Here is a 23214-nt window from a genome sequence, read left to right on the forward strand (position 1 = left end):
GGCATCATTCGGCGGGAACGGCGGCCTCGCGCAGCCGGATCGAATAGTTCGAAGCGTTCTGCTTGCCGCTGGAGGCCGCGCGCGCAAAGGTGATGAGGTGGTGCGCGATCAGCGTGCAGCCGATCAGGCCTTCGAGATCGCCTCGCTTGATGCGCCCCAGCGCGAACTTCCAGAATACGCGCTTGTAGTCGCCGAGCACGCCGACCTTCCAGAAGATGTTACGCAGCATGACGAGGCCGCGCCGGATGTTACGCCAGGTTTTCATCTCGTCCGGCACCGGCATCTTCAGGCGGTGCACATAGACGTTGTCGCATTGATGCTGAAAGCGCGCGTAAACCTTCTCGGGCGCGTAAGCGACCGCCATGGCGTGCTTCCAGGACGCGACGACCTCGTCATAGGGCAACAGGAAGTCGACGTTTGAATCGCGGCTGTCGTCATCGACCAGGCGCCCCTCGCGCTCCAGCCGGTCCCATAGCGGCGTCTTCGGCAGCGCCTGCAGCAGGTTGATGGTGAGCAGCGGAATCCGGGACTCCTCGACGAAGGCGAGCAAAGCCTCCGAGGTGTTCGGCTTGTCGGTGTCGAGCCCCATGATGATGCCCGAGACCACCTCCATGCCGTAGGAGTTGATGGTGCGCACGCCCTCCAGGATCGGGACCATCATGTTGTGGTCCTTCTGCATCGCCTTCAGCGCGTCGGGATCGGGCGTCTCGATGCCGCAGAAGATGGTGATGAAATAGGCCTCGCGCATCTTCTCGAGGATCTCGGGGCGCTTGGCGATGTTGAGCGTGGCTTCGCAAGCGAGCCGGACGACATAGCCGGTCCGCTTCTGCCACTCGATCAGGTGCGGCAGCAGGTCCAGGGCCGCCTTGCGGTTGCCGATGAAATTGTCGTCGACGAAATAGACCGTGTCGGTCATGCCGCATTCGCGCAGGCGGTCGAGCTCGGCGATGATCTGCTGCGGCGTCTTGATGCGTGGATTGCGGCCGTAAAGGCCGGGGATGTCGCAGAACTCGCACTGATAGGGACAGCCGCTGGAATACTGGATGCTGCCGAGGAAGTATTTCTTGACCTCGGCGAGCTCATAGGCCGGGATCGGAAACTCCGTCATCGGCACGCGGTCCTTGGTCGTGAGCACGACCTGCTGTTCGGGCCGCGAGGTGTCGCGCGACAGGATCTCGATCAGCTGGTTGGTGGCGTCGCCGAGCTCGCCGACATGCAGATAATCGAAGGACGGATAATAGTCGGGGCAGGCGCTGACGGAGGGCCCGCCGAGCGCGACCGGCAGATCGAACTCATGGGCGCGGCGGCAGATGTCGTTCATCTGCTGGCGCTGGATGTGCATGCCGCTGACGAAGACGGCTTCCGCCCATTCGAACTCCTCCCTCGTGGTGCGGCGGAGGTTCTCGTCGACGAATTTGACCTGCCAGTCATGCGGCAGATAGGCGGAGATCAGCAACAGCCCCTGCGGCGGCATGAAGGCGCGGACGCCATCGGTCAGGGGATAGGAATGCTCGAACGTGCCGAAGGACGAGGTGTAGCGCGGAAACACGCAGAGAATCCGCCGGGACGTTCCGTTACTTTCAGCTCGCATCAAAGCTCCCCCGCCACGACCTGGTTGCGGAAATTGCCAGCCAGACACATAGCGTAATGCTGCCGCCGGAATTTCTCAACATTGTGGCACAAGCACAATTCCGGGCAGCGCCGACGGTTTCCCCAAAGGAGAAAGTTTGACGCTTAGTGCCGCCTTACGCGATCAGACGCGAGGCAAAATCGGGCAGCAGGCCTGCATCGGCCGCAATCCGGAAATCGCCGCCCGTGATGCCCGACCGCGCCAGCCAGTCGTCGAATTCCGGCGCGCGGCGCAAACCAAAGACGTCCCGGACATAGAGCGCGTCGTGAAAAGACGTCGACTGGTAGTTCAGCATGACGTCGTCGGCACCCGGAACGCCCATGATGAAGGTGACGCCGGCGGCGGCGAGCAGCGTCAGCAGATTGTCCATGTCGTCCTGATCTGCCTCGGCGTGGTTGGTGTAGCAGATGTCCACCCCGAGCGGCAGGCCGAGCAGCTTGCCGCAGAAATGATCCTCCAGCCCGGCGCGGATGATTTCCTTGCCGTCATAGAGATATTCCGGGCCGATGAAGCCGACCACGCTGTTGACCAGCAGCGGGGCGAAGGCGCGGGCGACCGCATAGGCGCGCGCCTCGCAGGTCTGCTGGTCGACGCCGTGATGGGCGCCCGCCGACAGCGCCGAGCCCTGGCCGGTCTCGAAATACATCACGTTCTGCCCTTCGGTGCCGCGCCGCAGCGATCGCCCCGCCTCGTGCGCCTCCTTCAGAAGCGCAAGGTCGATGCCGAAGCTGCGGTTGGCAGCCTCGGTGCCTGCGACCGACTGGAAGACGAGGTCGACCGGCACGCCCTGCCCGATCAGTGACAGCGTCGTCGTGACATGGGTCAGGACGCAGCCCTGCGTCGGGATTTGCAGCCGCGCGATGATCTCATCGAGCAGCCGCAGCAATTGCCCGATGATTGCGGGATCGTCGCTCGCCGGATTGATGCCGATGCAGGCATCGCCCGCCCCCAGCAGGATGCCGTCGAGGATCGAGGCGGTGATGCCCCTGGCGTCGTCGAACGGATGGTTCGGCTGCAGGCGTGTGCTCATCCGCCCCTTCAGGCCGATGGTGTTGCGAAAGGCGGTGGTGACCTCGCATTTCCGCGCCACCAGGATCAGATCCTGGTTGCGCATCAGCTTCGACGCCGCGGCCGCCATCTCGGGGGTGATGCCGGGCGCCAGCCGCTTCAACATGTCAGGCGTTGCGGCGTCCGACAGCAGCCAGTCGCGGAAGGCGCCGACCGTCAGCGATGCCACCGGCGCAAACGCCTTGGCGTCATGGCTGTCGATGACGAGGCGGGTGACCTCGTCGTCCTCGTAGGGAATGACGGCTTCCTGCAGGAACTGGCCGAGCGGCACATCGGCGAGCGCCATCCGCGCCGCGATCATCTGCTCGGAGCTGGCAGCGGCAATTCCGGCCAGCCGATCGCCGGAGCGCGGGGGTGTCGCCTTGGCGAGCAGGTCGCGCAGATCAGGGAAGCTGTAGGTCGTGGCGTCGATGCTGTGGCGGTAGACCAAGGGTCTCTCCGGGGTTGCTCGGCCAACGGCCGACTCCAGGACTTATCCCGAAAGACTATCCTGAAACTAAACCCAGGGATCAAGACGCTGAAATGGCTTGCCTTTCCTTCGACCAAGGACGGAGGCGGCCAGGAGCTGCGTTAACGCCGTATCCATCTTCGTTCCGCATAGTTTTGCATCAATTTTACCCAACCCCGCTCACCGGCCGCTCCAGGCCAATCCGGGCCCCTGAACATCATGACATCCGACCGATCTGGGAATGCCGCCAAGCCGGCAGGCCGCTTCACGCTTGCCGGCAAGCTCTATGCGATCTTCGCGCTGTTCGCGCTGCTCACGGCGGCGATCGCGATATTGTCGGACTACAACAGCCGCCGCAGCGCCGACCTCGCAGGCGCGATCGAGACCGCCAATGCCGCCGCGCTGAACGTCGAGCGGGTCAACTCGTTGGTCTATGCGGTGGTGATGGAATCGCGCGGCGTCTACATGTCGACCGAGCCGGCCGTGGTGAAGAAATACGGTGACGGCCTGCTCAAGTTCAACGCCCAGATCCTCGACGTCGTGAAGCGCTGGGAGACCATCGTCAAGGCCGACGATGCCGAGCAGTTCGCGACGTTCAAGAAGCGCATCGAGCAGTTCGTCGAGTTCCGCAAGGAGCTGGTGCGCCGCGGCGTCGAGATCAACGCGGCCGCGGGCCGCGAATGGGGCGACAACGACGCCAATCGCAGCGTGCGCTCGGCGCTGAACAAGGACCTCGAGGCGCTGTCGAAGGTCTATGCCGAGCGCGCCAGGCAGATCGCGCAGCAGACCGAGACCAACCGCACATTTTCGTTCATCCTCACCTGCCTCGGCGGCGTCGCGCTCGCCCTCGTCGTCGTCGGCATCGTCATCATCGCCCGCTCGATCGCCCGGCCGCTCGCCGCGATCACGGCCACCATCAAGCAGGTCGCCGACGGCGCCGAAAATGTCGTGGTGCCGCACTCCAACCGCGCCGACGAGATCGGCGCGCTGGCCCGCGCCATCCAGGTGTTCCAGGACGCGATGGGGCGCAACCGCAACCTCGCCTCGCAAGTATCGCAAGACGCCGCCGCGCGCGAGGAGCGCGCCCGCCACGTCGAGCGGTCCGTCGAGCAATTTCGCGAGGCGATCGGCGCGATCATGCGCGGCCTCAGCGACAACGCCTCGGTCATGCGCGAGACCGCGCAGACCATCACGCGGGTCACTGCGGATGCGAGCAGCCGCGCCGGCAGCGCGGCGAACGCCACCGAGCAGGCCTCGCACAACGTCACGGCGGTCGCGGGCGCGGCCGAGGAGCTTTCGGCCTCGGTGGTGGAAATCGGCCGCCAGGTGCGGCAGAGCGCCGGCGCGGTCGAGCAGACCGGCCAGCGCACCGAGAAGTCGATCTCCGAGATCGAGAGCCTCGCTGCGGCCACCCAACGCATCGACGGCGTGCTCAATTTGATCCAGGCGATCGCCGAGCAGACCAATTTGCTCGCGCTGAACGCCACCATCGAGGCGGCGCGCGCCGGCGATGCCGGCCGCGGCTTTGCCGTCGTCGCCCACGAGGTGAAGGCGCTCGCGGGTCAGACCGCCAAGGCCACCGCCGAGATCAGCGAGAACGTCGCGATGATCCAGGCCTCGACCCGCAACGCGGTCGACGCCGTGCGCGAGATCGGCGGCGCGGTGCGCGAGATCAACGAGGTCACGTCGGCGATTGCCGGCGCCGTCAGTCAGCAGGACCAGGCCACACGCGAGATCTCCTCCAACGCACAAAGCGCCGCCCAAGGCAACGAGACGCTGGTGGCGAACATCACCTCGCTGCGCGATGCCATCGGCGAGACCGATACGGCGGCGGCTTCGGTGCTGACCGCGGCGAGCAGCCTGACCGAGACGGCGCAGACGCTGTCGCGGGAGGTGGAGACGTTCTTCCAGAACCTGCGCGCGGGGTCGGCGGACGGCCGCATCGCCAGGGCGGGGTAGCGGCTGGACCACCGCGGCGAAAGCGGTCGCCCCAACAAAAACTGAAAAACAACCCCATGCACAGTAGACGGGGCCAAGCTTTTCAATGGCTTGGCGGCCGACGTGAAAGCCTGCTGTTTTTACGAATCGATTTTGACTCGTCGGGCAAAACACTGGCATGATGTCAGCATGGCGAGCGTGGCGCCGGTGCCGCGGCCGGCGCACGACCGAACGGGTTGTTACCGCTCCGAACCCGATCGAGCGACCAGGATCCGGACGCGGCCGCCGGCATCTTCGACCTCGCGGTAGCGACTTAGCTCCGCCTCGATCTCGGGATCGGACCTCGCCCAGGCCAGCCAGTCGAACGGGACCGCGCTCAGCAGCTGGGTATCCACGAGGATCACATCCGGTCGACCGGCGCGCAGGTCCGCGAGCAAGTGCCGTCGCTCGAAATCGATGATGCTGTCCAGTCTTGCGCGCTCGCCTTGGGTTGGCTGCGTCGTCTTCTGGAGCATCATCGCGCCGGCCGCCAATAGCTGCACGCAGGAGCTGCCCACCCAGGTCCCGTTGACCTCACGGACGAGCGGATGCCCCAGCGCGATGTGATCGCCGATCGTGATCAGCCGCGGATGCGTTGCGAGAGCCTGGATGCGCTCCTTGAGCGGCGGAAACGGCCGGACCTGCAAGGACAGGCAGTAGGCGATGAGCGCGACGGCCGCAAGGCCCGCGATCATGACCGGCATCCGCATCGTCCTCACGCGCGCATGGAGCAGCGGCGCGGCAATCGCAAAGACGCAGAGCGCAAACGCCGTGTAGGTCCAATGCTTGCCCTGGAGAACGAAACTCGCAGCTCCGCCGACGGCTGCGGCCAGCCACGGGGTCGCGTTGCCCCCGATCTTGAACTCGTGCGGGGCCAGCAGGCCGAGAAACACGATGGATCCGGCCATCACCGTGGCCGGGAAGGACAGCAGATCGCCCAGATTCATCCGCAGCGGCAGATAAGCGGCAGAGACCATCGGCGCATAGTCGAACAGATAAGCGGGGAAGACGATGACGAGCATCGCTCCGTAGCCGATGACGACAGCAGCCGCCGTCATCGCTTCCGGAGAGAACAACGGCCTGAGAGAGCGCTGGCGGAAGACCGCAAGGATGACCGGAAGTCCTATTACCAGGGCGAGGTGGGGCTTGATGCTCAAGGCCAGCCCGGCGCCAAGTCCTGCCAGGATCGCCACCGGTCCGGGGCTGAGGCCGCGCCAGCGGATCGCCGTGACGGCGACGAAAGGGGTCAGCGCAATCACGGCGATGTGCTCACGCTGTCCGAAGACGCCGCTCGGAAGAATCGCGAACAAGAACGCGAACAGGCAGGTTGCGACGACCCGCTCTTCAGTCCCCAGCCTTGCTGCCGCAGCGGCACGATCGATCATCAGAAGCGCGACGACGATTTCGACCAGGATCAGGATGATCACGATGAGCTCAGGCGCAATGCCGGTCGTTCGCGCCAGCATCGATGCCGGCATGTAAAGATAGACCGACAGCGGCGGATTCAGCTCCAGGAGGTCGACGCCGGGCTTGCGCCCATCCAGAACCTGCTCGCCTTCCGTCAGCAGACAGGCCAGATCGGGGTTCAGAACGACGGGGATCTGGACGAGCAAGGCGGCCAGGAGGAGCGCCGCGACGATCAGCCAACGCAGGCTCATGCGGAAACGGCTTGCCGGCATATCGGGGGCGCGAGCGCTTCCCGTGACGTCGGCCGCAGACGTTATCTCGCGCGCAAGCGATCTATGCTCTTTCACCTGGGTGAACCTGCCATGGCGTGCAGGGTCACTCTCGGCCAGCAGTAGTTACTATTGTACTACGGCGATTTGAAGCGCTGCATTAAGGCTAAAGCGGGGGCTTCCTCTTGCATATGGGCACCGCTGCGGGGACGTTCGCCAGGAGTTGATCGCGCCGGGTGTACCTGATCCCGACAATTCCGGCTCGCCCACGGCTACGGGCATGTTGCAGCTCCGCACCAACTGACGCAAAGGGCCAATAAGCGACATCAGAGTGCCTACTCGATCACTACATCGGCCCGCGTCAGCAGGGTCGGTGGCATGTTGATGTCGAGTGCCTTGGCGGTCTGGAGGTTTATAACAAGTTCGTACTTGATCGGCCGTTCAACCGGCAGATCGCCAGGTTTCGTACCCTTGAGAATCTTGTCGACAAGGATTGCAGACCGGCGAAACTGATCTGGCAAATCAGTCCCGTAGCTCAAGAGGAAGCCCGCTTCCGCGTATTCTCTCACGGCAGAGATTGCAGGCAGCCGATTTCTGACGGCCATGACGCCAACCAGACCGCGGTGGTTGAACAGTACTCCATCGCTGAACACGACGAGCACCTGAGCGCGTTCCCTCACCATTGTCGCGAACGCTTGTTCAAGCATATCCGGGCCGCGCGCCTCGGCCGGGACAAGCGTCAACCCCAGCGCTTGGGCAGCTTCCCGCAGCGATGCCAGCCGCTCCTGATTGGGCGCAAAGTCCGGATTCCACAGAACGCCCACACGCGAGAGGTTCGGCAGAGTGTCCTTCAGAAATTCGAGCCGCTTGCCGTTGATCTCATCGCCGGGCTCCGAGCTGAACCCAGTGACATTGCCACCCGGGCGCGCCAGACTGGCGACAAGTCCGGCACTGACAGGCTCAGCACTGTTGGCCATCACGATCGGGATCGTCCGGGTCGCCTTCATGGCTGCGACCGTGGTCGCATTGGTCCCGGACACGATGACGTCCACGCCGAGCCCGACCACCTCTGTGGCAAGCGCCGCCAGCCGCCCCATGTCTCCGTCGGCAAAGCGGTACTCGATGACGACATTCTCGCCAGCGCGGTAGCCAAGGCTCCGCAGGCCCGCTTCGAAGGCTCCAACATTACGAAGTGTTTGCTCCCGCGACGCGCTCGCGAGATAGCCTACCCTGTAGCGCCACCTTGCCGGTTGCTGCGCACGCGCTCCAAGCGGCCACGTCGCCGCCGCGCCGCCGATCAGCCCCATGAACTCGCGTCGTCTCATTGAGCACCGCGGAGGAAAGGCCCATCCATGTCCGAAGCCTAGCACTTTGCGGCGACACAGCTAGTGAGAATGGACAACCAATCCGATGTCCGAAGCCGCGTCCCTATGTCCGAGATGGGCCACAAGCGAAAAGCGCAATCCTTGCCCGGGTCCAATGCATTCCTCTATGCGCAGATCCTGGCGCAGGACGTCACCTCTACCCCGCCATCACCCCGCCGCGCCTGATCAGCTCCTTGCCCACCGCGGCGAGGTGCACCTGGTCCGGGCCGTCGCCGATGCGGATGAAGCGGGCGTAGACGTAAGCGCGCGCGAGGAACGTGTCCTGCGACACGCCGGCGGCGCCATGGATCTGGATGGCACGATCGATGACGCGGGCGGCCATGCTGGGGACCACGATCTTGGCCGCGGCGATCAGATCGCGCGCGGCCTTGTTGCCCTCGCGGTCCATCCTGTCGGCGGCCTGCAAGGTGAGCAGCCGCGCCTGTGCGATCTCGCAGAAGGAATGCGCGATGTCCTCGCGCACCGAGCCCTGCTCTGCGAGCGGCTTGCCGAAGGCGACGCGCGAGACCGCGCGCTGGCACATCAATTCCAGCGCACGCTGGGCGCAGCCGATCAGGCGCATGCAGTGATGAATGCGGCCGGGGCCGAGCCGACCTTGCGCGATCTCGAAGCCACGGCCCTCGCCGAGCAAAATGTTCTCGGCGGGCACGCGGACGTCGTCATAGACGATCTCGGGATGGCCGCTAGGGGCATCGTCATAGCCGTAGGTGAGCATGTCGCGTACGATGCGCACCCCACGCGTATTCTTCGGCACCAGGATCATGGATTGCTGGCGATGGCGGTCGGGATGGTCCGGCGCAGTCTTGCCCATCACGATCAGGATCTCGCAATCCTCGTTCATCGCGCCCGAGGTGAACCATTTGCGGCCGTTGATGACGTAGTCGTCGCCGTCGCGCTTGATCTCGCACTGGATGTTGGTGGCGTCGCTGGAGGCGACCTGCGGCTCCGTCATCGAGAAGCCGGAGCGGATCCGCCCCTCCAGAAGCGGCTTCAGCCAACGCTCCTGCTGCGTCTTGGTGCCGTAGTTTGCGAGCACCTCCATGTTGCCGACATCGGGCGCCGAGCAGTTGAAGATTTCGGGCGCCCAGAGGATGCGGCCCATGATCTCCTTCACCGGCGCGTATTCGAGGTTGGTCAGACCCGGGCCGTGCTCGCCGGACAGGAACAGATTCCACAGCCCCTGCTCCCGCGCCAGCCGTTTCAAGTCCTGCAAGACGGCAGGTGTTTTGTAACGCGCGGCCTCGGGCTTCACCTGCTCGTAATAAAGCTCTTCGACCGGCTCGACATGGGTGCGCATGAACTGGCGAACGCGCTCCTGCAGCTCCAAAGAACGGGCGGAGTGTTGAAAGTCCATGATGGGTCTCCTTCTTCCTTCTCCCCTTGCGGGAGAAGGTGGCGCGAAGCGCCGGATGAGGGGTTCTCTCCGTCGGCGACAACGTTCGTGAGGAGAGAGACCCCTCACCCGGCTGCGCTTCGCGCATCCACCCTCTCCCGCAAGGGGAGAGGGTGCACCGCCTCCTCGGCCGCCCCTCACGTCCCCTTCAGTCCTGTAGGGTGGGCAAAGCGAAGCGTGCCCACGCATTCTTTCGATCATCATTGATAGATGGTGGGCACGGCGCAAGGGCGCCTTTGCCCACCCTACGATTCCCTTCCCTTCTCCCCTTGTGGGAGAAGGTGGCGCGAAGCGCCGGATGAGGGGTTCTCTCCGCGAGTCCAAGATGGAGACGACTCGCGGAGAGAGACCCCTCACCCGGCTGCGCTTCGCGCATCCACCCTCTCCCACAAGGGGAGAGGGTGGACCGTCGTTGTGGCCTCCGCCTCACGTCCCCCGCAACAGCTCGCTCGCCACCACCCAGTCATTGCCGTCGAACTGGAGCATGTAGCCGTCCTTGATCGGGCGGAAATCCTGCGGCGTGGTGTTGAGGGTGATGCCGGGCATCAGGAGCGACAGCGGCACATTCTTCAGGTTCGCCGCCTGCGCCATGATGTTCTCGCGCGTCAGATTGTCCTTGCACTGCTTCAGCAGCACCACCAGTGCCTCCGCGACGGTGTAGCCATAGAGGCCGGCGACGTTGTTGATGTCGGCATTGGGCAGGCGCTTCTTCATGAAGTCGATATAGGCCGCCATCGCCGGATCGTCCTTCGGCGTCTCGACGAACGGCTTCAGCGCGCCGAGCGACAGCACCCCCTTGCCGGCCTCGAGCCCGGCCGGCACCATCACGGTGGCCTTGTTGGCGCACCCGCTGGCCAGGAAGCGCGTCGGCTGCCAGCCGACCTCGTGCGCCTTGCGGATCGCCTGCGCGCAGGCGCGCGGCGTCACCGAATAGATCATGAAGACGTCGGCCTTGGTGTTGGCGAGCGTCAGCACCTGGGAATCGACGGTGGGGTCGGCGACCTCGAAGCTCGACGCCATCGCGATCGCCTTGTCGGCGTCGGCACCGAGCGCCTCCTTGACGCCGCGAAGATATTCCTTGCCGGCGTCGTCGTTCTGGTAGAGCACCGCAAAGCGCGCATTCGGGTTCTTGGCGCGGGCATAGGCGACGTCGATCGCGGCCTCGCTGGTGTAGTTCGGCGCCCAGGGCAGCGCGATCGACCACGGCATGTTGGCGGGATCATTCCATTTCGAGGCCGAGCTGATCAGGAAGATCTGCGGCACCTTGTTGCTGTTGAGATATTTTGCGATCGCCGAGCTCGGCGCGGTGCCCATGGTGGCGAAGATGAAGGCGACGCCGTCGCCTTCCACGAGGCGCCGCGCGGCTTCCATGGTCTTGGGCGGCGAGAACGCATCGTCGAGCGAGATCAGGTTGAGCTTGCGGCCGCCAACGCCGCCCTTCTCGTTGATCTCGTCGAAATAGGCGGAGATCACCCGTCCCGTGATGCTGAGCGGCGAGGCCGGGCCGCTATAGGGCATGGTGTTGCCGATCTTGATCTCGGTGTCGCTGACCCCGGGGCCGTAGGATTTCTGCGCCGAGACAGGGTCGGACAAGCAGGCGGCAGCCAGCGCTGCGGCCAGGGCCAAAGCGGCTTTCATGGTTTCTCCCCGGGTGAACATCGCCGCGCGAGACGGTCGCGCGGCGTGCTGCTTGTTGTCAGCACGTTCAGCTCAGCGGAGTTCCGCAAGAGGGTCTTGCGTCGAGTTGCTGATGGCGTTGCGCTAGCCGCGCCGCTTCAAGGCAAAGCCCAGGCTGATCCAGCCGGCGCCGGCCATCATCAGATCGATACCGAGAAACAGGCCGAGGATATAGACGCTGTTCACCGGCCAGCGCGCCACGATCAGGAGGCCGAGCAGCAGCGTGATGGCGCCCGAGAGCGCGACCCAGACCCACGGGCTCTCGCGCTTCATGCTGAAGGCGAGAAACAGCCGGACCACGCCCGAGGCGATCAGCGACGCGCCCAGGAACAACGTCAGCAGGACTGCCGCGAATAGCGGGTTCGCGAAGGTCAGGAAGCCGGCGACGACATAGAGCACGCCGAGCAAGGCCCAGATCAGAAACTTGCCCCAGCTCTTCATCTGGAATGCGCCGATGATCTCCGTCACGCCGGCGACGATCATCATGGCGCCGACCACGATCACGCTCGCCACCGTCGCCATGACCATGCTGCCGAGCGCAACGAAGCCGGCGATGAGATAGACGACGCCGAGCGCAACGATCCAGCCCCATTTGCCGTGTAGCGCAGAGATACCCGAGCCGAGACCGGGATGACGGGACGCATCCGAAGCACTTGTCATGGGCCACTCCTGCATGCGAAGCCCGCGGGCACGCGCCAGGATAGCACGCCCCATGCCGGGACGACAGTCAGTAGAGCAGCCCCCACCTGCGGCAACGTTGACACAAATCAAGATCGAATTCGGCGCGTCAGCCGCGTGGCCGCTCCATTTCGAGCTCGGCCTTGAGATTGTCGAGATCGCGATAAATTGAAGCGACGGCAAGCACGCGACCGCCCTTGCGGTACTTCAGCAGGCAGTCCCTTCCCGAAATACTGCCGTCGATCGCGATGTCGTCGAAGTTTTCGGCGTGGCCGACATAGTTGATCGGCACGTCGTAGTGCTGGCTCCAGAAGAACGGCACCGCATCGAAGCGCTCGCGCCTGCCGAGCATGTTGCGCGCCGCGGTCTGCCCCTGCCGCTCCGCCACCACCCAATGCTCGACGCGGATGGTCTGCCGCGAGTGCGAGTCAGGCCAGCGGGCAATGTCGCCGGCCGCGAAGATGCCGGATACACTGGTCTCCAGATATTCACTCACGCTGACGCCACGATCAGCCGCCAGTCCCGCCTGCTCGGCGAGCGCAAGGCGCGGCTTGACGCCGATGCCGACGACGACGAGGTCGGCCTCGATGACGGCGCCGCTTTTCAGCGTCGCGCGCAGGCCATCGAGATGGTCGACGGTGTCCTTCAGGTGGAAGATCACGCCGTTTTCTTCGTGCAGCGACCGGACGAAGTCGCCCATCTCGGCGCCGAGCACCTTCTGCATCGGCCGTTCCTCCGGCGCGACCACGTGCACCTCGATCTTGCGCGCCCGCAAGGAGGCGGCGACTTCGAGGCCGATGAAGCTGGCGCCGATCACCAGCGCGCGCCTCGCACTCCCTGCGGCCTTGATGATGGCGCGGCTGTCGGCGACGGTCCGCAGGGTGTGAACATGCGGCTGGTCCGCGCCCGGAATCTGCAGCTTGACCGGCTCGGCGCCGGTCGCGAGCAGCAGCCGGTCGAATGGGAGCTTGTCGCCATTGCCCAGCGTCACACTGCGCGTCTTGAGACCGATGGCAGCGACGTCGGTGTTGAGCCTGAGATCGATACCGGCGTCCCGGTAATAATCCTCGCCGCGCAACGGCAACCAGTCCTCCGGCGCATTGCCAGCGAGGTAATCCTTCGAGAGGTTCGGCCGGTCGACCGGCATCGCGCCGTCATTGCTGAGCATGGTGACGGCGCCGGCAAAACCCTCACGCCGGAGCGTCTCGGCGGCAGCGAAGCCGGCAGCACCGCCGCCGACAATGACGAATTTGTCGGGCGTTGCCGCGCTGCGATGTGCAGCCGGCGGCTTCGGTGCCTCGCGCTTGCGCCGAACGATGATGTTGTCCCGATCGCGCTCGACCTCCCACACCGCCAGCGCATTCAATGCCGGCGGACGACTGGCTTCGCCCGTGCGCAAGGAGAAGCAGGCATGATGCCAGGGACAGCGGATGCTGTCGCCCACCACCAAGCCGTCGGCAAGCGGGCCATGATAATGGCTGCAGGCCGGCTCGATCGCAAAGATCTCGCCGCCGGCTTGCACCAGCAGAACGTCGTCCTCGCCGACGTGACCGAGCAATTTGCCATCCTTGAACGCGGTCAGCGACACGCCTTTGCTCAGGTCGGGTCCGCTCGGCTTGTTGTCTTCGGCCATGGCAAACGCCTCCTTGCGCGCGCGGGGTCAATCGTCCGAATTGGCGAGCCCCAGCAGTTCCTGGCGCGTCAGCGCATTGTCGCGGAACACACCCAGCATGCGGCTGGTGACGAGATCGGTCCCGGGCTTGTGCGCACCGCGCGTGGTCATGCAATGATGCGTCGCCTTGATGATGACGCCGACGCCTTCGGGCTTGAGCACGTCGTTGATGGTGTTGGCGATCTGCGCGGTCATCTTCTCCTGGATCTGAAGCCGTTTCGCGTAGACGTCCACCACGCGCGCAAGCTTGCTGATGCCGACGACGCGCCCCTGCGGAATATAGGCGACCCAGGCGCGACCGACGATCGGCGCCATGTGGTGCTCGCAATGGCTCTCGAAGCGAACGCCGCGCAGCACGATCATCTCGTCATAGCCTTCGATCTCCTCGAAGGTCTTCTGCAGGATCTCCGTCGGGTCCTGCGCGTATCCGGAAAAATACTCCTCGAAAGCGCGTGCGACGCGATCAGGTGTCTCCCGCAAACCGTCGCGCTCGGGATCATCGCCGGCCCAGCGGATCATGGTCCGGATCGCCTGCTCGACCTCCGCTTTGTCCGGCCGATCGGACGGCGCCTGCGCCACCGCGACACGTTCCAGCTTGCGCACTGATGACTTCATCAAGATCCTCCCTGCAACGAGCCCGCCTATGGAAGCCGGCCCACAGCTTGGACGGCTGCAATCGGAAAAGGTTCCCGCAGATCAGGGAAATTTGGCGAACGGGGTCGTTGGCCCGGCGCCAGCGCGCCATGGCCTCAGGTGAGGAGCGCCGAAGGCGCGTCGGCGCTGCCTATGACGCAGCCGCTTTCCGGACGTCGATCACGGCCTGCGCCCATTCGGCGGGCCGCTCCTGCGGCAGGTTGTGACCGGCATCGGTGAAGACGCGGCGCTCGAAAAATCCCTCGAACTTGCCCGCGTGGTGGGCGGTGCCGGGATTGACGCCGTCGCTGTCGCCGTCGATCGCAATCGTCGGCACACGGATCGGCGGCTGCGCGGAGAGCTTTGCCTCCATTCCCGCATAGGCGGGATCGCCCGCCACCAGCGCATAGCGGTGGCGGTAGGAGTGGATCACGACGTCGACGAAGTCAGGATTGTCGAACGATGCAGCGCTCGTCTCGAACGTCGCGTCGTCGAATGTCCATTTCGGCGACCACATCGTCCAGAGCTGACGCGCAAAGCCGCGGCGGTTGCGCTCCAGCGCGCGGCGGCCGCGCTCGTTGTGGAAGAGATATTGATACCAGAGCGCCGCCTCCTCCGGCGGCGAAGCCGGCTCCATGGATCGGGCGATGTTCTGGATGTTGTAGGAATTGCCGGAGACGAGACCGATCACGCGCTCCGGATAGAGCGCCGAGACCACGCAGGCGGCGCGCCCTCCCCAATCATAACCACCGACGATTGCGCGCTCGATACGAAGCGCATCCATGAAGGCCAAGAGATCGGCGCCGAGCGCCGCCTGCTCGCCGGAGCGCAGCGTCCCGGCGAAGCGAAACCGCGTCGGGCCGTAACCGCGCAGCCAGGGCACCAGCACGCGTGCGCCAGCTGCGGCGAGGATCGGCGCGGTCTCGGCATAGGCGTTCACGTCATAGGGAAAGCCGTGCCCCATGATGCAGGACCAGCCGTCCGGCGCACCGTATTCGCGATAGGCGATCTCGAGGATATCCGTGGTGACGGTTTTTTGTTGCATGATTTGCTCACGGCGTTGGGGCCACGTGGATGGAGCGCAGCGCAAGCCGCGCCGCGAGCATCCGCGAATCCCGGATTTCGCTTTATCCGGGCTACGAGAGCCCGATCTACTTCTGCGGACCGGACAGCGAGATGTCGCGTTCGGCGCGGAACACGTTGCTGTAGAGATTGGCGATCCATTGCCGGCCAATCTCGGTCTTGTTGAGATAGCCGATCTCGGTCTGGATGTGCGGTGCGACGCTGTTCCAATAGAATTGCGGGTAGCGGTTCACGATGTCGGCGGGCGAGTCGTAGCCGAGCTGGCGGTTGATGCCGACCTCCTCGAACTCGTAATAGAGCGCATTGGCCTTGCGCAGATAATTGGGATCGCCGAGCTGGCCGATGAAGTCGGCCGCACGCAGGATCGAAGCTTCGTCGTCATAGTCCTGGCCCTGCTGAGCGGGGAACCTTGTGCCTTCGATGGCACGGGCGACGCGTTCCGGATCGAGTCCCGGAATATGCCGCAGTCGCCGCGTCACGTACAATTTCGATCGATCGACGTGATACATCATCAGGCTGGCATCGGATGCACCCCGCGGCAGGGAAACCTTGGTGCCGGCCGCGTCGACCAGAAAGCCGTCCTCATCGTCCTCCTCGAACAGGCCTCGCACATAGCCGATGTCGTGAGCGAGGCAGGCGATCAGGACGTGGACGTAATCCTCGGCCGACAGATGGGTATGAAGACTTCGGCCGCGGAGGATCGCCTGGGCTGCCAGCGTCACCAGCATCGTATGCTCGATATTGTGATAGAGCGCATCGCTGTTGCCGATACACTCCATCGCGGTGCGGGTCGCACTCTCCACGATGCTCGCGGCAGTTTCATCGAACCGGCGACGCAGGAACTTGCCGAGGAATTCCTCCAGGGATTCGGCCGCCAGTCTCGGTAAGGTTATCATGGATGCAGCCCCGTCCGCCGCTGGTGTCCCATGCCGTCTCCCGACGTCTCATTCTTGTCCTCGACGCAGCGGGGAGCATAGCCCATCTTGGGCCGGGTAACCAAACGTCGGGGACGAAAATACGAAAATACCGCGCCGTTTCGCTGCGCAACATCACGGTTGCGGCCAAAGTTTAACACAACCCAAAGCAGCCGGAAAGCCGCTGCCGCCGCTCGGGGCGCGGCACCGCAGGGAATTGGACGCGCGGGCCGGCTACTCCACCTGCAGCACGTCGACGGCGACGGCGAGCTTCTGCTTGGGCGAGCCGACGATGATGCCGTCGACCGGCGAGACGTCGGAAAAATCGCGCCCCATTGCGAGCACGATGTGATCGTTGCCGATGAGGAGATCGTTGGTCGGATCGAGATCGATCCAGCCGAGCTCGGCCCCGCACCACAGCGACACCCAGGCGTGGGTGGCGTCGGCACCTTGCAGCCGCGGCTGGCCCGGCGGCGGAATGGTGCGCAAATAGCCGCTGACATAGGCCGCGGGCAGGCCGAGCCCGCGCAGCCCGGCAATCATGACATGGGCAAAGTCCTGGCAGACGCCGTGACGCTTGTCGAAGACCTCGTCGAGCGGCGTCGAGATCACGGTCGCCTTGGGATCGTAACGGAATTCGCTGCGGATGCGCCGCATCAGGTCGACGGCGCCGGTGAGGATGCCCGCGCCGGGCGGAAAGCTCATCCCGGCATAGGCGCTGACCGGGCGCAGCACCGGCACCAGGGGGCTGGCAAAGACATAGCCGACCGGCGAGGACGGCCCGAGGCTGGTTGCTTCGAACGCGATGTCGCGAATGCTCTCCCAGGGCGGGCTGACCGCATCGCGCGCCAGCGGCCGGCGCGAGATCGAAACCCGCGAACGCGAGTCGATGCGCAGATTGCGATGCGCGGCTTCGATCGTCACGCTCTCGGTCAGCGTGCCGAAGAAGTCGCGCCGCACGTTGCGCTCGGACGGGCGGGGATGGATCTCGACCTCGTGCGAGATCAGCTCCTGGCCGCCGCCGCTTCTGGGCTCCAGCCGCAGCGTGCAGCGGGCGAAGCTGACGGGATTCTCGTACTCGTAGGTGGTGACGTGACGGATGTCGTAGATCACGCCAGCCCCGTCAGCTTTTCCGGCCGGGCGGCATTGGGGCCGTGCGGGAAGTAGTGCTGCCCGATCGCTTCGGCGAGGCTGAGCAGATCCTGCTCCAGCGCGAACAGCGTCTTGACCTCGAGCTTCTCGGCCTCCGCGGTCGCGAGCATCGCCTGCATCGCCACGGCGAGACGCTGCGGCTTCTCGATCAGGCCGTGCTCCTTCAGGCTCGGCAGCGCGGCAATGTGCTCGTTCAGCGTCGTCACCTGAAACGCCACCGAACGCGGATTGTAGCCGTCGAGCACCGCGAGGTCGCGCACCGGGGCCAGGATCGGCGCCAGCAGATAACGCGAGCGGTAGGTGATCTGGCAGTCCACCAGCGTCAGCAGGATGTCGAGATCCTCATCGCCAGCCTCGTCATAGGCGAACTGGCGCGTGAAGCGCGTGGTGTTGATGGCGCGCTCGACGCGGCGGCCGATGTCGAGGAACCGCCAGCCGGCGGCGCGGTTCATGTTCTCCTGCGCAAGGCCTGCGAAGCTCGCCAGCTCCTGCAAGGTCAGCTCGGCGGCGCTCAGCACGCTGTCGTCGTCCTCGACCTCGTAGGCGAGACGCTCGGCCATTTCCGTGATCACCTGCCAGGCATCGGGCGACAGCCGCTCGCGCAAGGAGGTCGCGGTGCGCTGCGCCGCGCGCACCAGCGACAGGGCCGAGCCGAAACGCTCCGCGCTCTGCAGCGCTTCGGCGACGATGCGCCCCGCGGCCGTGCGCGAGGATTGCGAGACCGCGCCCCAGGCCACCAGCAGGCGCTGGATGCGTTCGGCCGATTGCGCCGAGGCCGCCGTGCCCTTGTTGGGCCCGCTCGGCGAACCAAGCGCACGCACCAGGCGCAGCGTCGCCTCGGCGCGCTCGAGGTAGCGGCCGAGCCAGAACAGATTGTCGGCGGCGCGGCTCGGCAGCACGCCGGCGATGCGGCGGATGCGCACCTTGTCCGTCGCGGGCAGAAGCGTCGCGGTCGCGACCTGCTTGTTGGAGACGACCCAGACGTCGGCGGCGCGCGCGCCGTCGCCCATCGACACCGCGCGCGCGTCCGGCTGCTCGGCGATCCGGCAGAAGCCGCCGGGCATGATGGCCCAGCCGTCCGGTGTGGCGGCGGCAAACACGCGCAGCACGAAGGGGCGCGGGGTGATCTGGCCCTGCTCCCACACCGGCATGGTGGAGAGCCGCACCACCTCCTGGCCGACATAGTCCATGCCGCGCGCGCTGATCGCATCGATCAGGCGCTGCCGGTCGCCGGCGTCGAGCTCGCTCGCGAGCACCGGACCGCTGGAGCCGAAGCCGGGAACGCCGCGGCGATAGGCGCCTTCGATCGCAACTTCGTCGAGCCGGGCCAGCACCTCGTCGCGCGCGTTGCGCTGGCCGCACCACCAGGTCGCGATGTGCGGCATCTTGAGGTCTTCGCCGAGCAGGCGGCGGCTCAGCGCCGGCAGGAAGCCGAGCAGCGCCCGCGCCTCCAAGACGCCCGAGCCCGGCATGTTGGCGACGACGACGCCGTCCTTGCGCAACACGTCGATCAGGCCGGGCACCCCGAGATGCGAGGAGGCATCGAGCTCGAGCGGGTCGAGCGAGTTGGAATCGACCCGGCGCAAGAGCACATCCAGCCGCTTCAGACCGGCGACGGTACGGATGTGGACGCGGTTGTCGCTGACCGCGAGATCGTCGCCCTCGACCAGCAGGAAGCCGAGATAGCGCGCCAGCGTCGCATGCTCGAAATAGGTCTCGCTGAAGCTGCCGGGAGTGAGCACGCCGATGCGCGGCTCGTCGCGATCGGCGCGCGCGCGAAGACTGTCGCGGAACGCCTCGAAGAACGGCGCGACACGCGGCACGTTCATCGACTTGTAGAGATCGGAGAAGGCGCGCGACAGCACCAGGCGATTTTCCAGCGCGTAGCCCGCGCCTGATGGCGCCTGGGTGCGGTCGCCGAGCACCCACCAGCGCCCGTCGGGCCCGCGGCCGACATCGGCGGCATAGATCGACAGATAGCGTCCGCCCGGCGGCGGCACGCCGCAGACGGGACGGAGATATTCGGGACTGCCGGCGATCGCCGCAGCCGGGAGCGCGCCTTCCGCCACGAGGCGCCCCTCGCCATAGATGTCGCGCAGCACGCGCTCGAGCAGCTCGGCGCGCTGGGTGATGCCGGCGCAGAGCTGCTGCCAGTCGGCTTCATCGATCAGAAGCGGCAGGTGGCTGAGCGACCAGGGCCGGTCGGCGCTGTCGCCGGGCGCGCGGTAGGTGACGCCGGCCTCGCGCAAGTGACGGTCGGCCATGCCGAAGCGCCGCTCGATCTCGTCGGGCGCCAGCGCGCCGAAGGCGTCGAAGAAGCGGCTCCAGACCGCGCGCGGGCTGCCGTCCGGGCTCAAGAACTCGTCGGGGATACCCGGCAGCCGGCTATAGTCGCGGACCCATTGCGCGAGGCGGCGCTGGCCGTCACGCTGGCCTTGCGCCTTTCCCGCCTTGTCGTCCTGCTCGGCTGCGCCCTCGGCCATGCGCCTCTCCCTGCCCCACCATCATACTCATTGCAGGAGCGGGGTCCGCAAGTCGAGGGTCAGCGGAAACTCATTTGTGCGTTCCTCGGGCGGCGGCTGCATCGGCCCCGGGGTGTGGCCGTGGTCCTGGAAGCGCGCCAGCCGCCGGGCCTCGGCCTCGTAGGTGTTGACCGGCTTGGTGTCGTAATTGCGCCCACCGGGATGGGCGACGTGATAAACGCAGCCGCCGAGCGAGCGGCCGTTCCAGGTGTCGATCAGGTCGAAGGTCAGCGGCGCGTGGACGGGGATGGTCGGGTGCAGGCCGGATGCCGGCTGCCAGGCCTTGAAGCGGACGGCGGCCACGGCCTCGCCGGAGCGGCCGGTCGGGGTCATCGGCAGGCGGCGGCCGTTGCAGGTGACGACGTGGCGGCCCTCGACGAAGCCTTCGGCCTTGACCTGGAGCCGCTCGACCGAGCTGTCGACATAGCGCACGGTGCCGCCGGCCGAGCCCTCCTCGCCGAGCACGTGCCAGGGCTCCAGCGCCTGGCGCAGTTCCAGCGTCACGCCGCCATGATGGATGCGGCCGAAAGCGGGGAAGCGGAATTCGAGCTGGGCCAGATACCATTCCGGCTCGAACGGATAACCCGATTGCTTGAGCTCGCCGAGCACGTCGAGAAAATCTTCCCAGATGAAATGCGGCAGCATGAAGCGGTCGTGCAGCGCAGTGCCCCAGCGCACGAACTTGCCGCTCAGCGGCTCGCGCCAGAACTTTGCGATCAGCGCGCGGATCAGGAGCTGCTGCGCCAGCGACATGCGCGGATCCGGCGGCATTTCGAGCGCGCGGAATTCGACGAGGCCGAGCCGCCCCGTCGTCCCTTCCGGCGAATAGAGCTTGTCGATGCAGATCTCGGCGCGGTGGGTGTTACCGGTGATGTCGACGAGCAGATGCCGGAACAGCCGGTCCACCAACCACAGCGGCGTCTGATAGCCCGGCGGCGGCACGTGCGAGAGCGCGATCTCGAGCTCGTAGATGCTGTCGTGGCGCGCCTCGTCGATGCGCGGCGCCTGGCTGGTCGGGCCGATGAACAGACCGGAGAAGAAATAGGACAGCGCGGGATGGCGCTGCCAATACAGCACCAGGCTCTTCAGGAGGTCGGGCCGGCGCAGGAACGGCGAGTCCTGCGGAGAGGAGCCGCCGACCACGACGTGATTGCCGCCACCGGTGCCGGTGTGGCGGCCGTCGACCAGGAAGCGGTTGGCGCCGAGCCGCACCTTGGCCGCATCCTCGTAGAGGCCGGTGGTGATCTCGACCGCATCGCGCCAGCTCTTCGCCGGCTGGATGTTGATCTCGATGACACCAGGGTCGGGCGTCACCTTGATCACCTCGATGCGCGGATCGAACGGCGGCGGGTAGCCCTCGACATGGACCTGTACCTGCATCTCCTCGGCGGTGGCTTCGAGCGCGGCAACGAGTTCGAGATAGTCCTCGATGCGCTCGACCGGCGGCATGAAGGCGCAGAGCACGCCGTCGCGGACTTCGACCGACATCGCGGTGCGCACCGGGACGGAGGTGTTGAGATGCTCAGGCGCGGCCCGCGGCGGGGATTCCGGACGCGCGGCGAGCGTGAACACCGGCAGCTTGTCCCGCGCCTCCATCGGGTCCTGCTCGACGATGTAGGGATATTGGTTGGGCGGGACGTAACCGAGCGACCCAATCGGCAGGCGCAAACCGAGAGGCGAATCGCCGGGCATCAGGAACAGATGGTTGCGCCGGAGTTGCCAACGCTCGCTGCGCCAGCGCGGCGGCGCGTTCCAGCGCTGCACCGGCAGCACGAAGCCACGCGGTGCGTTGAGACCCTCGTTGAACACGCGTGCCATCCGCGCGCGGGCTTCCGGATCGGATAATTTGGAATCGGAGGGATCGACGTTGACGGGAAGCTCGGCCTCCTTCTGGAGCCAGTACGCGGTGTCCTCATAAGCCGGCATGATGTAGCCGGCATCGAGGCCGAGCCGGGCCGCCGTGCCTTCCATGAAGGCCTCGGCGTCCTTCACCTCGGCACGGCGCGGATTCTCGATCTTGGCGATGAGGTCGGAATTCTTCCAGATCGGCACGCCGTCCTTACGCCAATACAGGCCAAACGCCCAGCGCGGCAGGCTCTCGCCCGGATACCATTTGCCCTGGCCGTAATGCAGCAGTCCGCCCGGCGCGAAGCGCGTGCGCAGACGGCGGATCAGATCGTCGCCGAGCGCGCGTTTGGTCGGGCCGACGGCCTCGGTATTCCACTCGCCCGCCTCGAGATCGTCGACCGAGGCGAAGGTCGGCTCGCCGCCCATAGTCAGGCGCACGTCCTGGGCGGCGAGATCGCCATCGACCTGCTCGCCGAGATCGTTCAGCCGCGCCCAGGATTCGTCGGAGAACGGTTTTGTGATGCGCGGCGCCTCGCGGATGCGCTTCACGCTCATGTCGAAGGAGAACTCGACCTCGGCAAAGCCGGCCCCTCCCGAGATCGGCGCCGCCGAACGGTAGTGCGGCGTGGCTGCGACCGGGATGTGCCCTTCGCCTGCGAGCATGCCCGAGGTCGCGTCGAATCCGATCCAGCCTGCACCCGGCAGATAGACCTCGGCCCAGGCGTGCAGATCGGTAAAATCGTTCTCGACTTCCGGCGGTCCCTCGATCGGATCGATGTCGGGACGGATCTGGACCAGATAGCCGGAGACGAAGCGGGCGGCGAGCCCGAGATGGCGCACGGTCTGGATCAGCAGCCACGCGGAATCGCGGCATGAGCCTGCGCCGGAGACAAGCGTCTCCTCCGGCGTCTGCACGCCCGGCTCCATGCGGATTATGTAGCGGACCTTCTTCTGGATCTCGCGGTTGAGGTCGACCAGGAAATTGACGGTGTTCGGGGCCTCGTGCGGGATCGTATCGAGGAACTTGGCGAACAGGCGATCGGGCTTGATGGTCTCGAGGTACGGCGCGAGCTCCGTCTTCAAATCCTTGGGATAGTCGAACGGAAAGCTGTCGGCATAGGGCTCGACGAAGAAGTCGAACGGGTTGACCACGGTCATCTGCGCCGTGAAGTCGACCTCGAATTTCAGCTCGGTGGTCTTCTCCGGAAAGACGTAGCGCGCCAGCCAGTTGCCCTGCGGGTCCTGCTGCCAGTTCACGAAATGATTTGAAGGCGTGACCTTGAGCGAATAGCTCAGGATCGGCGTGCGGGTATGCGGCGCCGGCCGCAGCCGGATAGTCTGCGGTCCAAGGTCGATCGGGCGGTCATATTTGTAGTGCGTGACGTGGTGTAGCGCGACGTAGATCGACACGGGGTGCGGTGCTCCAGCAGCTTTTTTGAGCAGAACACCTGAGGTCAA

Annotated in this window: 15 protein-coding genes; 1 reads left to right on the top strand and 14 read right to left on the bottom strand. The window is 65.7% G+C overall.

Annotation, left to right across the window (positions count from 1 at the left end; genetic code table 11):
• Nucleotides 1–4: 4 nt before the first annotated feature.
• A complete protein-coding gene (locus ACNJYD_RS26515) occupies nt 5–1591 on the bottom strand; it encodes a B12-binding domain-containing radical SAM protein (RefSeq protein WP_212259713.1) in 1587 nt (528 codons plus the stop codon).
• Nucleotides 1592–1745: 154 nt separating this feature from the next.
• A complete protein-coding gene (locus ACNJYD_RS26520) occupies nt 1746–3128 on the bottom strand; it encodes an ethanolamine ammonia-lyase subunit EutB (RefSeq protein WP_212259715.1) in 1383 nt (460 codons plus the stop codon).
• A 237-nt stretch (nt 3129–3365) separates the two neighbouring features.
• On the opposite strand from ACNJYD_RS26520, the gene ACNJYD_RS26525 reads away from it, so the two are divergent.
• Nucleotides 3366–5105, top strand: a complete 1740-nt coding sequence (locus ACNJYD_RS26525) for a methyl-accepting chemotaxis protein (protein WP_212259717.1) — start codon at nt 3366–3368, stop codon at nt 5103–5105.
• Nucleotides 5106–5323: 218 nt separating this feature from the next.
• Here the strand turns inward: ACNJYD_RS26525 and ACNJYD_RS26530 are convergent, their stop codons facing one another.
• The 12 genes from ACNJYD_RS26530 to ACNJYD_RS26585 form a co-directional block, all read right to left on the bottom strand.
• Nucleotides 5324–6781: a hypothetical protein gene (locus ACNJYD_RS26530; RefSeq protein WP_439363776.1), complete on the bottom strand. Its 1458-nt coding sequence runs from the start codon at nt 6779–6781 to the stop codon at nt 5324–5326.
• A 353-nt stretch (nt 6782–7134) separates the two neighbouring features.
• On the bottom strand, nt 7135–8106 hold the full coding sequence (locus tag ACNJYD_RS26535; protein ID WP_439363777.1) for an ABC transporter substrate-binding protein: 972 nt from the start codon (nt 8104–8106) through the stop codon (nt 7135–7137).
• Nucleotides 8107–8320: 214 nt separating this feature from the next.
• A complete protein-coding gene (locus tag ACNJYD_RS26540; RefSeq protein WP_439363778.1) occupies nt 8321–9538 on the bottom strand; it encodes an acyl-CoA dehydrogenase family protein in 1218 nt (405 codons plus the stop codon).
• Nucleotides 9539–10003: 465 nt separating this feature from the next.
• Nucleotides 10004–11215, bottom strand: coding sequence for an ABC transporter substrate-binding protein (locus ACNJYD_RS26545; RefSeq protein ID WP_439363779.1), 1212 nt, complete (start codon nt 11213–11215; stop codon nt 10004–10006).
• A gap of 123 nt (nt 11216–11338) precedes the next feature.
• Complete coding sequence (locus ACNJYD_RS26550) at nt 11339–11914, bottom strand: HdeD family acid-resistance protein (RefSeq protein ID WP_172784111.1); 576 nt, start codon at nt 11912–11914, stop codon at nt 11339–11341.
• Between the two features lie 127 nt (nt 11915–12041).
• Nucleotides 12042–13565, bottom strand: a complete 1524-nt coding sequence (locus ACNJYD_RS26555; RefSeq protein WP_439363780.1) for an FAD-dependent oxidoreductase — start codon at nt 13563–13565, stop codon at nt 12042–12044.
• Between the two features lie 27 nt (nt 13566–13592).
• Nucleotides 13593–14219, bottom strand: a complete 627-nt coding sequence (gene folE / locus ACNJYD_RS26560; protein ID WP_439363781.1) for a GTP cyclohydrolase I FolE — start codon at nt 14217–14219, stop codon at nt 13593–13595.
• Nucleotides 14220–14388: 169 nt separating this feature from the next.
• On the bottom strand, nt 14389–15282 hold the full coding sequence (locus ACNJYD_RS26565) for an alpha/beta fold hydrolase (RefSeq protein ID WP_439363782.1): 894 nt from the start codon (nt 15280–15282) through the stop codon (nt 14389–14391).
• Between the two features lie 106 nt (nt 15283–15388).
• Nucleotides 15389–16216: an HD domain-containing protein gene (locus ACNJYD_RS26570; RefSeq protein ID WP_172784107.1), complete on the bottom strand. Its 828-nt coding sequence runs from the start codon at nt 16214–16216 to the stop codon at nt 15389–15391.
• A 252-nt stretch (nt 16217–16468) separates the two neighbouring features.
• The gene (locus ACNJYD_RS26575) at nt 16469–17347 is read right to left on the bottom strand and encodes a transglutaminase family protein (protein WP_439363783.1); all 879 of its coding nucleotides are present in this window, start codon (nt 17345–17347) and stop codon (nt 16469–16471) included.
• Nucleotides 17344–19869, bottom strand: a complete 2526-nt coding sequence (locus tag ACNJYD_RS26580; protein WP_439363784.1) for a circularly permuted type 2 ATP-grasp protein — start codon at nt 19867–19869, stop codon at nt 17344–17346. The genes ACNJYD_RS26575 and ACNJYD_RS26580 overlap by 4 nt, the downstream gene beginning before the upstream one ends.
• A gap of 27 nt (nt 19870–19896) precedes the next feature.
• Nucleotides 19897–23166, bottom strand: coding sequence for a DUF2126 domain-containing protein (locus ACNJYD_RS26585; RefSeq protein WP_439363785.1), 3270 nt, complete (start codon nt 23164–23166; stop codon nt 19897–19899).
• Nucleotides 23167–23214: the final 48 nt, after the last annotated feature.

Origin of the sequence: Bradyrhizobium sp. SPXBL-02 (assembly GCF_051853065.1) — a bacterium.
GTDB lineage: Bacteria > Pseudomonadota > Alphaproteobacteria > Rhizobiales > Xanthobacteraceae > Bradyrhizobium.

Coding starts and splice junctions, on each gene's coding strand:
- ACNJYD_RS26515 (WP_212259713.1), bottom strand. CDS start 1,591: ATGCGAGCTGAAAGTAACGGAACGTCCCGGCGGATTCTCTGCGTGTTT.
- ACNJYD_RS26525 (WP_212259717.1), top strand. CDS start 3,366: ATGACATCCGACCGATCTGGGAATGCCGCCAAGCCGGCAGGCCGCTTC.
- ACNJYD_RS26530 (WP_439363776.1), bottom strand. CDS start 6,781: ATGAGCCTGCGTTGGCTGATCGTCGCGGCGCTCCTCCTGGCCGCCTTG.
- ACNJYD_RS26535 (WP_439363777.1), bottom strand. CDS start 8,106: ATGGGGCTGATCGGCGGCGCGGCGGCGACGTGGCCGCTTGGAGCGCGT.
- ACNJYD_RS26540 (WP_439363778.1), bottom strand. CDS start 9,538: ATGGACTTTCAACACTCCGCCCGTTCTTTGGAGCTGCAGGAGCGCGTT.
- ACNJYD_RS26545 (WP_439363779.1), bottom strand. CDS start 11,215: ATGAAAGCCGCTTTGGCCCTGGCCGCAGCGCTGGCTGCCGCCTGCTTG.
- ACNJYD_RS26550 (WP_172784111.1), bottom strand. CDS start 11,914: ATGACAAGTGCTTCGGATGCGTCCCGTCATCCCGGTCTCGGCTCGGGT.
- ACNJYD_RS26555 (WP_439363780.1), bottom strand. CDS start 13,565: ATGGCCGAAGACAACAAGCCGAGCGGACCCGACCTGAGCAAAGGCGTG.
- folE (WP_439363781.1), bottom strand. CDS start 14,219: ATGAAGTCATCAGTGCGCAAGCTGGAACGTGTCGCGGTGGCGCAGGCG.
- ACNJYD_RS26565 (WP_439363782.1), bottom strand. CDS start 15,282: ATGCAACAAAAAACCGTCACCACGGATATCCTCGAGATCGCCTATCGC.
- ACNJYD_RS26570 (WP_172784107.1), bottom strand. CDS start 16,216: ATGATAACCTTACCGAGACTGGCGGCCGAATCCCTGGAGGAATTCCTC.
- ACNJYD_RS26580 (WP_439363784.1), bottom strand. CDS start 19,869: ATGGCCGAGGGCGCAGCCGAGCAGGACGACAAGGCGGGAAAGGCGCAA.